The sequence below is a fragment of the Faecalibacterium hominis (ex Afrizal et al. 2022) genome (genome assembly GCF_049545105.1).
GTDB lineage: Bacteria > Bacillota > Clostridia > Oscillospirales > Ruminococcaceae > Faecalibacterium > Faecalibacterium duncaniae.
Map to the genome: position 1 here is coordinate 2,236,494 of NZ_CP186860.1, position 13,905 is coordinate 2,250,398.

Consider the following 13,905-nt stretch of genomic DNA (forward strand, 5'->3'; position numbering starts at 1 on the left):
GTATCCGCCCTTTTTTCTGGAAAGGAGAAATACTATGAAGATCCTGTATGCCGCTTCGGAAGCGACCCCCTTTGCCAAGTCCGGCGGTCTGGCCGACGTGGCAGGCTCCCTGCCCAAGGCTCTGGTCAAGGACGGCGTGGATGCCCGCGTCATCATGCCCCTGTACGGCGACCTGAAAATGCGCGACAAGCTGGAGTATGTCACCAACTACTCGGTGCCCGTGGGCTGGCGCAGCCAGTACTGCGGCCTGTTCAAGGCTGAGGTCAACGGCGTGACCTACTACTTCCTGGACAACGAGTATTACTTCAAGCGCCGCGGCCTGTACGGCTTCTACGATGACGGCGAGCGCTTCGCCTTCTTCTCCCGCGCTGTGCTGGAGACCCTGTTCTACATCGACTTCACCCCCGATATCATCAACTGCAACGACTGGCAGACCGCACTGGTTCCCGTTTACCTGAACCTGTACTACCGCCATCTGGATAAGTTCAACCGGATCAAGACCATCTTCACCATCCACAACATCGCATATCAGGGCAAGTACGGCACCGATATCCTGGAGGATACCTGCGGCATCGGCCACCGTGACCAGCACATTGTGGAGTACGATGGCTGCGCCAACTTTATGAAGGGTGCCTTTGAGACGGCGGATAAGATCACCACCGTCAGCCCCACCTACGCACAGGAGATCCTGGACCCCTGGTTCAGCTACGGTCTGGATGCCCTGCTGCGGGAAAAGCAGTATAAGCTCTGCGGTATTCTGAACGGCATCGATATGGAGGCCAATAACCCCGCCACCGACCCCAAGATCCCCTTCAACTACGATGTCACCAACTTTGAAGAGGGCAAGGCGAAGTGCAAGGAGGCCCTGCAGAACAAGTTTGGCCTGCACAAGGACGGCAGCCCCGTTTTTGCCATGGTCAGCCGCATGGTCGGCATGAAGGGCTTTGACCTGGTGCAGAGCGTTGCCGACGGTCTGGTGGACCGCGGCATCGAGCTGGTCATTCTGGGCAGCGGCGAGAACCAGTACGAGACCTTCTTCTCTGACCTGTGCGCCCGTCACCCGGGCCGCGTGGGCACCTACATCGGCTTTGAGCCCGCCCTGTCTCAGGAGATCTACGCCGGTGCAGACGTGTTCATCATGCCTTCCAAGAGCGAGCCCTGCGGCCTGGCACAGATGGTGGCCTGCCGCTACGGCACGCCTCCCATCGTCCGCGAGACCGGCGGCCTGCGGGATTCCATCCATGACTGCACGCTGGGCGAGGGCAACGGCTTTACCTTTGCCGGTTACAGCGCCCATGAGCTGTACGATGCCTGCTGCCGTGCACAGGATCGCTACTACAACAAAGAGGATTGGCACAACCTCGTCAAGCACGACATGGAATGCGATTTCAGCTGGGATCTCTCCGCCAAGAGCTACGAGGGCCTGTATAACGAGACCGCAAACCTCTGGTAAATCATTCTCAAAAGTCTGCCTTTTGCCGCCCGGTTCGCAGGAGCCGGGCGGCTTTTTTGCGGACTTCTACACAAATTTTACAAAGATCATCCGCAAAAAGCAGCAAGGCACCTTTGCACTTCCGGCAGGACTGTGCTACAATGAAAAATATTGACAGCTCTTTCCTGTTTTTGAAGAAATGGCAGAGTAGATAAGGAGAACGATATGAACTGGAAACGTGTCATCAGCGGCGTGCTGGCAGCAGTGATGCTGTCCGCTCTGCCGGTGCAGCTTCCGGTGTCGGCAGAAGGCACGGAGGCGGTCGGGCAGGCCGATGGCTGGGAGGAACTGACCACTCCGGAACCTCTCGACGAATGCAACGCTTTCTTTTACAGCAAGGACGACCAGACGTTTGAGAAGATCACCCACCCGGAAAAGGATGTCAAAACCGCAGACGGCATCGTGGATTATCTGGGAGACGGTGCAGTGGCGGTTGTGACTGACCCGGAGGATGCCGCCTACAACGCCGGTGACCGGGGGCAGAACTACGCATGGTCAGCGGTCGGCTACGGGGACTGGCTGTATGTGGGCACCTGCTACGCCGCCATCGGCAACACCCTCTCCCTGATGAAGAGCAGTCTGGGCGACGAATACGACGACAAGGTGCTTGCCGCCACCTTTGATGCCCTTTACAACGGCACTTTCTTTCTGACCGAGGAGGATGGCGGCCGGCCCAAGGGCGTGCTGGTGAAGATCAACACCAAGACCGGCGAGACCAAGGTGTTGATGTCCGGCTCCTACAACGGTTACACACCCCTGTTCCGCAACGCATTGGAGTATCACGGCAAGCTGTACTTCTGCGGCAGTGTGGGTGGCGGCGGCATCGGCTTTCTGCCCAGCATCTGGCAGGTGGACCCGGCCACTGACGAGTGCAAGCCGGTGTATATCGGTCTGAACAGTGTGCAGGATTATGCCGCAGCCTACCAGCAGGGCATCTCCGTGGGCATCCGCGGTATGTGTGTCTACAAGGATCAGCTGGTCATCAGCAACGTGACCATGGATGCCGCCACCGGCAAGAGCAGCGCCGCCCTGCTGATCTCCTCCGACCCGGAAAAGGGCTTTACCCAGATCGCGGATTCCGACAGCCTGTTCAACTACCCCGCCTATCACTACGCCGACAGCATCTACGGCGGCAGTATCTGGGATATGGCTGAGTACAACGATCGGCTGTATGTGTCCATCTGCACCGGCACCGAGGACAATATGCCGGACGACAACACCATGCAGTCCTTTGCACTGGTGCGGGGGGACCAGAATGCGGACGGCACCTTCACATGGACACCCGTGGCAGGCGATCAGGAAAAGGACGGTGCCCGCTACACCTTCGGCATCGACCCGGAACGCACCCGCTCCGGTGCGGCGAACCTGATCGTGTACAACGACCACCTCTATATTGGTGAGTACAACGATGAAGAGATCGCGCTGGAGCGCATCCTTTTCGCCAAGACCGGCAAGAACGCCAACGGTCAGTTTGGCGGCGGACTGGACTGCCGGTTCATCAACGCCAATCTGGAACAGTCGGTGAACCTGTACCGCATGGACAGGGACGAGAACATGGAGCTTGTGGTGGGCAATGCCACCAGGATGTTCCCCAACGGCAGTCTGTCCGGGCTGGGGTCCGGCTTTGGGCGCAGCGAGAACCAGTACATCTGGCGGATGCAGGTGTACGACGGCAAGCTGTATGTGGGCACCTTTGACACCAGCAGCATGCTGGAGTGCATTGGTCAGTTCGTCAACGGCAACCTGCTGACGCGCACCCCCGCGCAGTGGAAGACCCAGTGGGACTACCTCAAGGCCCTGATGAAGGCACTGCAGGCGACGGACCCCGATGGCAACGGGAACCCCGACACCCTGGCCCAGACCATCAAATTTTCCTACAAATTCGTGTTTAAAAACATCACGATCGACAACATCGCCAGTGCCATCCGGCTGCTCAACTACATGCGCAAGGCAAAGCAGGGCTTTGACCTGTATGTTTCGGAGGACGGCGTGAACTTCCAGACCATCACAGTAGACGGCTTTGGAGACCCCTACAACCATGGTCTGCGGGCCTTCGCCGTCACCGACCAGGGCCTGTGCCTTGGCACTGCCAATCCCTTCTACGGCACGCAGGTGTGGATCAAGCGCAAGGACAGCTGACCCCCGCACTTCCAGGATAACCGCCGCCCGGCTCTCAAATGAGCTGGGCGGTTTTTTGTGTTTTGCACAAGAAACATATCATATTTTTGGTATTGATGCTGCCGGAGACGGACATACTCCACCGTGGACGTACAATTATGGCGTTAGTGTGAACGAACTATGAAGTTTTACCAAAAATCGGTGGAAAATTGATTGAAAAGTTCAGTGGATTGAATTATACTATCCATATAAGCTTCTTTACCGGAGCGAAACCATTGCGAAAGGGTGCGGCGGGCTGCTGTTTCGGGCCTGCGCACAGAGGGAGGGCGACACCGCATGAAGGGCTGGTACAAGGCGCTGGAAGATCTTGTCTGGCTGACCCAGCTGGGCCTGAATATGCTGCTGCCGCTGGTCATGTGCCTTGGCGGTGCCTGGTGGGCGGTGAACAGCTGGAGCTGGCCGGAATGGGTGTTCCTGCCGGCCATCCTGCTGGGCCTTGCCTCCGGGGCGCAGAACTTCTGGTATTTTGCCAAGGAACACCTGGACCGCACCAAAAAGGAAAAACCGAAGCGGGTGGGGTTCAACTCACATCAGTAAACATCACAGGAGGTTCCCCTTTATGAAACTACAGCCGGAATCCAAAAAGGAGCTGACGCGCATCGCCTGCGGCACGGCCATCTGTACCGCTGCCCTGTGGGTGGCCTTTGCGGCGCTGCACCTGGTTGGCTGGGTGAAATTTGATTACACTGTCGTTCTGGGCAGTCTCATCGGCGCGGCCGTGGCCATCGGCAACTTTGCGGGCATCTGCATCGTGTGTCAGAAGGTCATCGACGAGCAGGATGAGAAGCGGCGCAAAGCCACATTACAAGCTTCCTACAACGTCAGAATGCTTTTGCAGGCGGTGTGGATCATCGTGTCCATCGGGGCACCCTGCTTCCAGCCCTTTGCCAGCGTTCTGCCCTTGCTGTTCCCGCGTGTTACGATCTACTACCTGCAAATAACCGGCAAGTACAAGCCCCTTGCACCGGCCGGGCCCTCGGTGGATGTCTCTGTGGAGGACGACCCCGAACCCGCCCCGGAGCCGGAGGCTGCACCCCGTGACGAAGGGGGTGAAACGTAACAAATGGAACTGAACGGCGCAAAGATCCTGTATACCATCCATACCGATATCCCCCTGCTGGGCGATCTCAAGATCACCCAGACCCTAGTCACTACCTGGATCGTCATGGCGCTGCTTTCGGGCCTGGCCATCTGGCTGGGCAGCAACCTCAAGCTGGAAAATGTCTCAAAGCGGCAGGCCGCAGCCGAGTTCATCGTGGAGCGGCTGGATCAGTTCGTGCACGACAACATGGGGTATCACTTTGACAAGTATATCCCCCTGATCGGCTCGATCTTCGCTCTGAGCATCGGCTGCAACCTCATCAGTGTCATTGGCCTGTGGAGCCCCACGGCCGACCTGAACACCGAGGCCGCGTGGGCCATTGTGGTGTTTGTGCTGATCATGTACTACAAGATCAAGACCAACGGCATCCTTTCCTATCTGAAGGGCCTGCTGGACCCGATCTTCATTATGGCACCCATCAATGTGCTGTCGGAGATCTCGACCCCCGTCAGCATGGCGTTCCGTCACTTTGGCAACATCCTGTCCGGTACTGTCATTTCCACACTGCTGTACTGGGCGCTGGCAAGCCTGAGCCATGTCATCTTCGGCTGGTTGCCCGGCTTCCTGAGCCAGATCCAGCTGTTCCAGATCGGCATCCCGGCCTTTACGGGCCTGTATTTCGACTGGTTCGGCGGCTGCATTCAGGCGTTCATCTTCTGTACCCTGACCGCAATTTTCATCAAACGTGCTGCCGGTGAGGACTAAGCCCTCACAACGGCATCTCCCAAAACAAAAACTTTTTTGGAGGACAAAACTTATGACTGACTTTCAGTACCTTGCTCGTGGTATCGCCCTGGCAGGCTGCGGCATCGGCGCAGGCTGCGCACTGATCGCAGGTATCGGCCCCGGTATCGGCGAAGGCAACGCTGCCGCCGCTGCCTGTGAGGCCGTGGGCCGCCAGCCTGAGTGCAAGAGCGACGTGACCAGCACCCTGATCCTGGGCGTTGCACTTTCCGAGACCACCGGTATTTACGGCTTTGTTACCGGCCTGCTGCTGATCTTCCTGGCACCCGGCATGTTTATGAAGTTCCTGGCATAAGCGGAACCTTTTACAAAAGAACGAAAGGAGACGCTTATGGAACTGTACCAGGCGTTGATCACGCTGGACGGCTGGACCTTTCTGGCCCAGATCTGCAACCTGATGATCCAGCTGCTCATCTTCAAAAAGTTCCTGCTGAATCCGGTCAAAAAGGTGATCGCCGAGCGCAAGGCCAAGGCGGACAGCCAGATCGCCGATGCTGCAAAGCTGCGCACGGAGGCTGAGGCCATGAAGGCGGAGTACGAGCAGAACCTGCAGAATGCCCGCGCCGAGGCCAACCAGATCGTTGCCCGTGCCCAGAAAACAGCCACCGCCCGCGGTGAAGAGATCGTGGGCGAGGCCCGTGCACAGGCCGCTGCCCTGAAGCAGAAGGCGGAGGCTGACATTGCGCAGGAGCGCAAGAAGGCTGTGAACGAGGCAAAGGACGAGATCGGCGGCATGGCCATGGAGATCGCTTCCAAGGTGGTCGAGCGTGAGATCAAGGAAGCCGACCACAAGGACCTGATCGACGAATTTATCAAAAACGTGGGTGAAGCATCATGACCGAGACAGCAAGGATGTACGGCGGAAGCCTGTATGACCTGGCAGCGGAGGAAGGGCTGGAGACCCGCATTCTGGGCGAGCTGGACGAGGCCGTGGCGCTTTTTAAGGCAAGCCCGGAGTATCTGCACCTGCTCAGCACCCCCAGCATCCCCAAAAAGGAGCGCTGCGGCCTGCTGGACGAAGCACTGCGGGATCGGGTCCACCTCTATGTGCTGAACTTTTTGAAGATCCTGTGCGAGAAGGGCACCCTGCGGGAGCTGCCCGGCTGCGCCCGGGCCTACCGGGTGCGCTACAATCAGGCACACGGTATTCTGGAAGCAGCGGCAACCACTGCAGTGGCAATGACGGAGCAGCAGGTGAAGAGCCTGCACGAAAAGCTGGAAAAGCTCACCGGCAAGACCATCGATCTGAAAACAAAGGTCGATCCGGCTGTGCTGGGCGGCATCCGGCTGGATATCGAGGGCACCGAGCTGGACGGCACGGTTCAGAACCGTCTGGCGGCGCTGCGCAGGGATATCGCGTCCGTGACACTGTGATCCATCGAATTTCCACCCGAAAGATTTTAAGAATTGAGTGGTGAATACAAGACAATGCAACTGAAACCTGAAGAGATCTCCAAGATCATCCGTGCCCAGATCAAGCACTACGAGAATGTCATCGAGCAGAGCGAAGTCGGCACGGTCATCATGGTAGGCGACGGCATCGCCCGGGCCAGCGGCCTGGAAAAGTGCATGGCAGGTGAGCTGCTTCAGTTTGACAACGGCGAATACGGTATGGCCCAGAACCTGGAGGAAAACACGGTCTCCATCGTTCTGCTGGGCTCCGATGTCGGCATCAAGGAAGGCAGCACCGTCAAGCGCACCGGCAAGGTCGTTTCCGTGCCCGTGGGCGAGGCGATGATCGGCCGCGTGGTCAATGCACTGGGCCAGCCCATCGACGGCGCAGGCCCCATTGAGACCACCGAGTTCCGGGCCATCGAGAGCCCGGCCCCCGGCATCATCGACCGCCAGCCGGTCAAGGAACCCCTGCAGACCGGCATCAAGGCCATCGACTCCATGATCCCCATCGGCCGCGGCCAGCGTGAGCTGATCATCGGCGACCGCCAGACCGGCAAGACCACCATTGCATCGGATACCATCATCAACCAGAAGGGCAAGGATGTCATCTGCATCTATGTCGCCATCGGCCAGAAGCGCTCCACCGTGGCAAACCTGGTGCAGAGCCTGACCGAGGCCGGTGCCATGAGCTACACCATTGTGGTGTCCGCTACGGCCTCCGAGCTGTCCCCCCTGCAGTATATCGCCCCCTACTCCGGCTGTGCCATGGGCGAATATTTCATGCACCAGGGCAAGCATGTCCTCATCATCTATGATGACCTTTCCAAGCACGCGGTGGCCTACCGTGCCCTCTCGCTGCTGATCCGCCGTCCCCCGGGACGTGAGGCTTACCCCGGCGATGTTTTCTACCTGCACTCCCGTCTGCTGGAGCGCGCGGCCAAGCTCTCCAATGAGCTGGGCGGCGGCAGCCTGACGGCTCTGCCCATCATCGAGACCCAGGCGGGTGACGTTTCGGCCTACATCCCCACCAACGTCATCTCCATCACCGATGGTCAGATCTTCCTGGAAACGGAGCTGTTCCACTCGGGCGTTATGCCCGCTGTCAACCCCGGCATCTCGGTGTCCCGTGTTGGCGGCAACGCCCAGATCAAGGCCATGAAGAAGGTGGCCGGCACCCTGAAGCTGATCTACTCCCAGTACCGCGAGCTGCAGTCCTTTGCCCAGTTCGGTTCCGATCTGGACGCGGACACCAAGGCCCGTCTGGCACAGGGCGAGCGCATTGTGGAAGTGCTCAAGCAGAACCGTTCGGCCCCCGTGCCCGTGGAAAAGCAGGTGGCGATCCTGTATGCCACCATCCATGATCTTCTGGTCAAGGTCAAGGTGGCTGATGTGGCCGAATACGAAAAGGGCCTGTACGAATATCTCGAGAATGATGCCGCCGGTGCCGCTGTGATGGAGACCATCCGCACCACCGGCAATCTGGACAAGGACACCGAGGAAGCACTCAAGGGCGTTCTGTCCGCTTACACCGAGAGCTTCGTCAAGGCGCACTGAGGGAAGGAGGCGTAACGCATGGCAGGTTCCATGAAGGACATCAAGCTGCGCATCAAAAGCGTAGAGAGTACCATGCAGATCACCAAGGCCATGGAGCTGGTGGCTTCCTCCAAAATGCGCCGTGCCAAGGAGCGGGTGGAACACAGCCGCCCCTACTTTGAAACGCTGCACGACACGCTGACCGGCATTGCGGCTGCAGACCCCCGGGCCCGCAGCCCCTACCTGCGCCGGGCAGAGATCAAACGCACCCTGCTGGTTGTGATTGCAGGCGACCGCGGCCTGGCCGGTGGATATAACTCCAACGTGCTCAAGCAGGCGGAGGCCCAGCAGGGCCCGGTCACGGTGCTGCCCATTGGCAAAAGAAGTCAGGAGTACTTTGCCCACCACGGGGCCGACCTGTTCACCGAAGAGGTGCTGCTGGCGGCGGATGTCTCGGTGGGTGAGTGCTTTGCCCTCTCCCGGAAGATCACCGAGGGCTACCTGAAGGGCGATTACGACGCAGTGAAGCTCTGCTACACCCGGTTTGACTCGATGATGACCCAGACCGCTGTCACCATGGAGGTGCTGCCCCTGACCATTGAGCCCACCGAGGAACAGAAGGCCGCTGCCCGCCGCAGTCAGATCCTGTACAAGCCCAGCAGCGAGGAAGTGTTCCGCGCCATCATCCCCGAGTATGTGGCCGGTATCGTTTATGGTGCCGTGTGCGAGAGCGTGGCCAGTGAGCTGGCCGCCCGCCGCACCGCCATGGATGCCGCCACCAAGAACGCGGGCGAAATGATCGACCATCTGAATCTGTATTACAACCGCGCCCGTCAGGCTGCCATCACGCAGGAGATCACCGAGATCGTGGCAGGCGCAGAAATCTAAAAAAGGAGTTGTAGCCTATGTCCGAAAAACACATCGGCAAGGTGATCCAGGTCATCGGCCCGGTGCTGGACATCCAGTTCAAGGATGGCGAGCTGCCGGATCTGCTCAACGCCATTGAGATCGACAACCACGGCCAGAAGCTGGTGGTGGAGGTCGCTCAGCTGACCGGCGACAATGTGGCCCGCTGCATTGCCATGAGCAGCACCGATGGCCTGGTGCGCGGCACGGATGCCGTGGACACCGGCGAGTCCATCCGGGTGCCTGTGGGTGACCAGTGCCTGGGACGCGTGTTCAACCTGCTGGGTGAGCCGGTGGACAACAAGCCTGCCCCCACCCCGGAGGCCTACTGGCCCATCCACCGCCCTGCCCCCAGCTATGAGGAGCAGCAGTCCACCACAGAGATCCTGGAGACCGGCATCAAGGTCGTTGACCTGATCTGCCCCTACGCAAAGGGCGGCAAGATCGGTCTGTTCGGCGGTGCCGGTGTCGGCAAGACCGTCCTGATCCAGGAGCTGATCTATAACATTGCCACCGAGCACAACGGCTACTCGGTGTTCACCGGCGTTGGCGAGCGCACCCGCGAAGGCAACGACCTGTACGGTGAAATGACCGAGAGCGGCGTTATCAACAAGACCGCTCTGGTCTACGGCCAGATGAACGAGCCTCCCGGAGCCCGTATGCGCGTGGCCCTGTCCGGCCTGACCATGGCGGAGTACTTCCGCGATGTCAAGAATCAGGACGTGCTGCTCTTCATCGACAACATCTTCCGTTTCACGCAGGCAGGCTCTGAGGTCTCGGCTCTGCTGGGCCGTATGCCCTCTGCCGTGGGTTACCAGCCCACCCTGGCCACTGAGATGGGCGCTCTGCAGGAGCGCATCACCTCCACCCGCAAGGGTTCCATCACCTCGGTGCAGGCTGTCTACGTTCCCGCCGACGACCTGACCGACCCGGCCCCTGCCACCACCTTCACCCATCTGGATGCCACCACGGTCCTGAGCCGTGACATTGCATCTCAGGGCATCTACCCCGCTGTGGACCCGCTGGATTCCACCAGCCGCATCCTCAGCCCCGAGGTCGTGGGTCAGGAGCACTACGAGATCGCCCGCGATGTTCAGAAGGTGCTGCAGCGCTACAAGGAGCTGCAGGATATCATTGCCATCATGGGTATGGATGAACTGAGCGAAGAGGACAAGCTGACCGTCAGCCGCGCCCGCAAGGTGCAGCGCTTCCTGAGCCAGAGCTTCCATGTTGCGGAGCAGTTCACCGGTATGCCCGGTCAGTATGTGCCGCTGAAGGAGACCCTGCGCGGCTTCAGGATGATCCTGAACGGCGAGTGCGATGACCTGCCCGAGAGCGCCTTCCTGTTCGCGGGCACCATCGACGATGTGTTCGCCAAGGCGAAGAAAGGGTAAACCATGACGACCTTTCATCTGACGGTGGTCACGCCGGACGGCTGTGCCTTTGACGGTCAGGCGGAACGGGTGGTCTGCCGTGCCATCGACGGCGACCTTGCCATTCTGGCAAAGCATGGTGATTACTGCACCGCGCTGGGTATGGGCGAAGCCCATATCGTGGACGCGGACGGCCAGCGCCGCCGCGCCGCCTGCATGGGCGGGATGCTCACCGTGCTGAACGGGGATGTCCATCTGGTTGCTACCACCTGGGAGTGGGCCGAGGAGATCGACCAGGCCCGCGCCGAGGCCTCCAAGAAGCGCGCCGAAGAGATCCTGGCCCGGAAGGACCTGGATGAGCGCGAATATGAGCTGGCCCAGGCCCGCCTCAAGCGCGCCCTCGTCCGCACCTCTGTCCACTGACCCCGGAGCGCTGGACAAATCAGCGCCGCTGTGGTACACTGGTATCAGAAAATTCAAATCAACAAAGGCTCCTTTGGAGTGCTGCAAACAGGGACCCCCCTGAAACCGGGGTTGCGTGCTTGCGGGCATTCTGAAGGAGCTTTTTGATGCAAAGGAGGATGTGCGTGAAGAAAAATCTGGATATGACAGAGGGAAAGCCGATCTCCCTGCTGTGGGCGTTTACCTTTCCTACATTGATGGGCAACCTGCTGAACCAGGTCTACTCCATCACCGACAGCATCGTGGTGGGGCGGTATCTTGGTCAGACCGCCCTTGCGGCGGTGGGCAGCACCATGCCGGTGATCCTGCTGCTGGCAGCTCTGATGATCGGCATCAATGTGGGCGTGGGGATCATCATCAGCCGGTACTTTGGCCAAAAGAACGAGGAGCTGATGCGGAGGGCTTTTGTGAACAGCCTGTATCTGGGGTTGTTCCTGTCGGCAGGGATGATGGTTCTGGGCCTGACCTTCTCTGGTACCATCCTGCGGTGGATGGGGACCCCGGAGGGCCCCCTGCAGGAAGCCACCGCCTATCTGGAGATCAGTTTCATCACCATGATCTGCCCCTTGATGTATTATTTATTTTCCAGTGCATTCCGGGGGCTGGGAGACAGCCAGACAGCGCTGTACTGTCTGATCGTCTCTGTTCTGAGCAATATTGGCCTGGACGTGTTGTTTGTGGCTGTGTTCCGCTGGGGAGTGGCCGGGTCTGCCTGGGCCACAGCACTGGCGCAGGCCCTGTCGGCGGTGGTGGCGGCGGTGCTGCTGTTCCGCAAATATCCCATGATGCGGATGCGGCGGCAGGACCTCCGGCTCCATGGAAAGCTGCTGCGGCAGATCACGGTGCTGGCCATTCCCATTGCGGTGCAGTCTGCCTTCAACAATCTGGGCAATCTGGTGGCACAGAGTGCCGTCAATCTGTTTGGCGAGGCCACCATGGCGGCCTACACTGCCGCCAGCCGCATCGGAACGCTGGCCCTGATGCCGGTGGAGACCATCGGTTCTTCCCTCAGCGTCTATGCCTCCCAGAACCACGGAGCCGGCAAGCCGCAGCGCATCCGGCAAGGGGTACGGGCCTCCCTGCAGCTGTCTTTGGTGGTCAGCGCCGTGCTGGGAGTGTTTCTGCTGCTCTGCGGCCGCCAGATGGCGGGGCTGTTCCTCGCAGAACCGTCTGCGGAGATCCTGACTGTGGTGCAGCGGTTTCTGCTGATCACGGCGGTGCCGGGGATCCTGGCCGGTGTGATGCAGGTGTATCAGCAGGTGCTCCGCGGCATTGACAGGGCAAATCAGGCACTGATGGGCGGCGTGATGCAGCTCATTACAAAAATTGCAGTGGTGGCTGTGGGTGCATGGGGAATGCGGAATCTGGATGTGGTCTGGCTTGGCTGGCCTGCCTCCTTTGTGGCCGGAACCGTGATCCCGTACTTCTGCTTTCAGAAGATCGTGCGAGAAATAGAAACAGAATAAAACAGAAAGCACCCCCGGAAGGCAGATCGCTCTCCGGGGGCGCTGTGTATTGATATTGATAGATCAGCTGAGCCGCAGGCTGTCCAGCACAGCGTTGACCACATCCAGCCCCACCTGACCGGGGGCGCTGGCCGTGCCGGGATTGGCAAAGGTCATGGCAGAGCCAAAAGCTTCGCCGCACAGGCGGCTCACGGCTCCCAGTGCGCCCATGCTCATGGTGATGACGGGCGTTTCGGGGTGGTGGTCGGTCATCTCGGCGGTGGCGGCCAGCAGCTCCAGCACATCGGCACGGCTCTGGGGCATCACGGCCAGCTTGGGCAGGTCGGCCCCCGCCTGCTGCATGGCCACCATCCGGGAGACCATCTCGGCCTTGGGCGGGGTCTTGTGGAAGTCGTGGCTGGAGCACACGACCTTGACCCCGGCGGTGTGCGCGTCCTGAACCAGTGCGGGAAGGTCTGTGCCTGCGGTGAAGAACTCAATATCAATGAGGTCAGCGCAATCGGTATCCAGAACCGTGCGGAGGAAGCGGAGATATCCCTCATGGCTGACCGGTATGCTGCCGCCCTCTTCCTTCGTGCGCAGGGTCACAAGCAGCAGCTTTTCCTTTAAGAGGACCCGCAGCTTCGCCAGGCAGTGCACCACTGCACCGGGGTCGGTGGCTGCATCAAACAGATCGACACGCCATTCCACACAATCGGCGCACAGTGTGGAAAACGCAGCGGCCTTTTCCAGGATCGCAGCCTCGGTGCGTTCTACAATGGGCAGAATGACTTTGGGGCGGCCTTCGCCGATACGGCAGTCACGGACAGGAACACAGGACATGGCGCTTCTCCTTTATATTAAAGTATAGCTATATCATACAGGATACGGGATGACTCCATGATACGTTCTGTCCGCCGCCTTGTCAAGAAAAGGCGGCTATTATAATAAGAGAAAAACAGGGGGATTTTTGCCCTGCGCAAAGAATTTGGAAAAAAGATGTCAGAAAGTGTTGACAAGAGCACCGGGGTGTGGTATTATACTTGAGCGCCAAGCGCTGAGACAAAAGAATGACTTCTGAAAGCTCGGCAGGAAGCCCTTGAAAAGAACCAATAGACGCTGAAAAGTTCCGGCTGATACCGAGAAACTTAAAGCACTCCAAGTTCGCAAAACTTCAGAAGCTTCTCAAAAATAAAGCTTGACAAAAAATCACTTCTGTGGTAAAATAATCAAGTCGTCAGCCGCTAAGGCTGAGGCGCACAGGACCTTGAAAAT

14 protein-coding genes are annotated in these 13,905 nt (G+C 59.2%); 13 read left to right on the top strand and 1 reads right to left on the bottom strand.

The window, feature by feature from the left end; all coding sequences use genetic code 11:
• Positions 1 to 34: 34 nt before the first annotated feature.
• From ACKXGA_RS10790 to ACKXGA_RS10850, 13 genes are all read left to right on the top strand, one after another.
• On the top strand, positions 35 to 1,453 hold the full coding sequence (locus ACKXGA_RS10790; protein WP_186851011.1) for a glycogen synthase: 1,419 nt from the start codon (positions 35 to 37) through the stop codon (positions 1,451 to 1,453).
• Positions 1,454 to 1,657: 204 nt separating this feature from the next.
• Positions 1,658 to 3,631, top strand: coding sequence for a hypothetical protein (locus ACKXGA_RS10795; protein ID WP_423729488.1), 1,974 nt, complete (start codon positions 1,658 to 1,660; stop codon positions 3,629 to 3,631).
• Between the two features lie 315 nt (positions 3,632 to 3,946).
• Positions 3,947 to 4,207: an AtpZ/AtpI family protein gene (locus ACKXGA_RS10800; protein ID WP_117534565.1), complete on the top strand. Its 261-nt coding sequence runs from the start codon at positions 3,947 to 3,949 to the stop codon at positions 4,205 to 4,207.
• A gap of 22 nt (positions 4,208 to 4,229) precedes the next feature.
• A complete protein-coding gene (locus tag ACKXGA_RS10805; protein ID WP_097772972.1) occupies positions 4,230 to 4,730 on the top strand; it encodes an ATP synthase subunit I in 501 nt (166 codons plus the stop codon).
• 3 nt (positions 4,731 to 4,733) lie between these two features.
• A complete protein-coding gene (locus ACKXGA_RS10810) occupies positions 4,734 to 5,477 on the top strand; it encodes a F0F1 ATP synthase subunit A (protein ID WP_097769728.1) in 744 nt (247 codons plus the stop codon).
• 52 nt (positions 5,478 to 5,529) lie between these two features.
• On the top strand, positions 5,530 to 5,811 hold the full coding sequence (atpE, locus tag ACKXGA_RS10815; RefSeq protein WP_005930278.1) for an ATP synthase F0 subunit C: 282 nt from the start codon (positions 5,530 to 5,532) through the stop codon (positions 5,809 to 5,811).
• A gap of 36 nt (positions 5,812 to 5,847) precedes the next feature.
• On the top strand, positions 5,848 to 6,354 hold the full coding sequence (gene atpF / locus ACKXGA_RS10820) for a F0F1 ATP synthase subunit B (protein ID WP_005930275.1): 507 nt from the start codon (positions 5,848 to 5,850) through the stop codon (positions 6,352 to 6,354).
• A complete protein-coding gene (gene atpH, locus ACKXGA_RS10825; protein WP_005930273.1) occupies positions 6,351 to 6,890 on the top strand; it encodes an ATP synthase F1 subunit delta in 540 nt (179 codons plus the stop codon). The genes atpF and atpH overlap by 4 nt, the downstream gene beginning before the upstream one ends.
• A gap of 54 nt (positions 6,891 to 6,944) precedes the next feature.
• Positions 6,945 to 8,465 (top strand): F0F1 ATP synthase subunit alpha, encoded by a 1,521-nt coding sequence (atpA, locus tag ACKXGA_RS10830; RefSeq protein WP_005930269.1) that lies wholly within the window; start codon positions 6,945 to 6,947, stop codon positions 8,463 to 8,465.
• Positions 8,466 to 8,483: 18 nt separating this feature from the next.
• The gene (gene atpG, locus ACKXGA_RS10835) at positions 8,484 to 9,332 is read left to right on the top strand and encodes an ATP synthase F1 subunit gamma (RefSeq protein ID WP_098923798.1); all 849 of its coding nucleotides are present in this window, start codon (positions 8,484 to 8,486) and stop codon (positions 9,330 to 9,332) included.
• Positions 9,333 to 9,349: 17 nt separating this feature from the next.
• Positions 9,350 to 10,744, top strand: a complete 1,395-nt coding sequence (gene atpD / locus ACKXGA_RS10840) for a F0F1 ATP synthase subunit beta (protein WP_005930261.1) — start codon at positions 9,350 to 9,352, stop codon at positions 10,742 to 10,744.
• Positions 10,745 to 10,747: 3 nt separating this feature from the next.
• Positions 10,748 to 11,146: an ATP synthase F1 subunit epsilon gene (gene atpC / locus ACKXGA_RS10845; RefSeq protein WP_005930258.1), complete on the top strand. Its 399-nt coding sequence runs from the start codon at positions 10,748 to 10,750 to the stop codon at positions 11,144 to 11,146.
• A 164-nt stretch (positions 11,147 to 11,310) separates the two neighbouring features.
• Positions 11,311 to 12,651, top strand: coding sequence for an MATE family efflux transporter (locus ACKXGA_RS10850; RefSeq protein ID WP_423729489.1), 1,341 nt, complete (start codon positions 11,311 to 11,313; stop codon positions 12,649 to 12,651).
• A gap of 63 nt (positions 12,652 to 12,714) precedes the next feature.
• On the opposite strand, the gene aroD is transcribed toward ACKXGA_RS10850, so the two are convergent.
• The gene (gene aroD / locus ACKXGA_RS10855; RefSeq protein WP_423729490.1) at positions 12,715 to 13,473 is read right to left on the bottom strand and encodes a type I 3-dehydroquinate dehydratase; all 759 of its coding nucleotides are present in this window, start codon (positions 13,471 to 13,473) and stop codon (positions 12,715 to 12,717) included.
• Between the last annotated feature and the right edge of the window lie 432 nt (positions 13,474 to 13,905).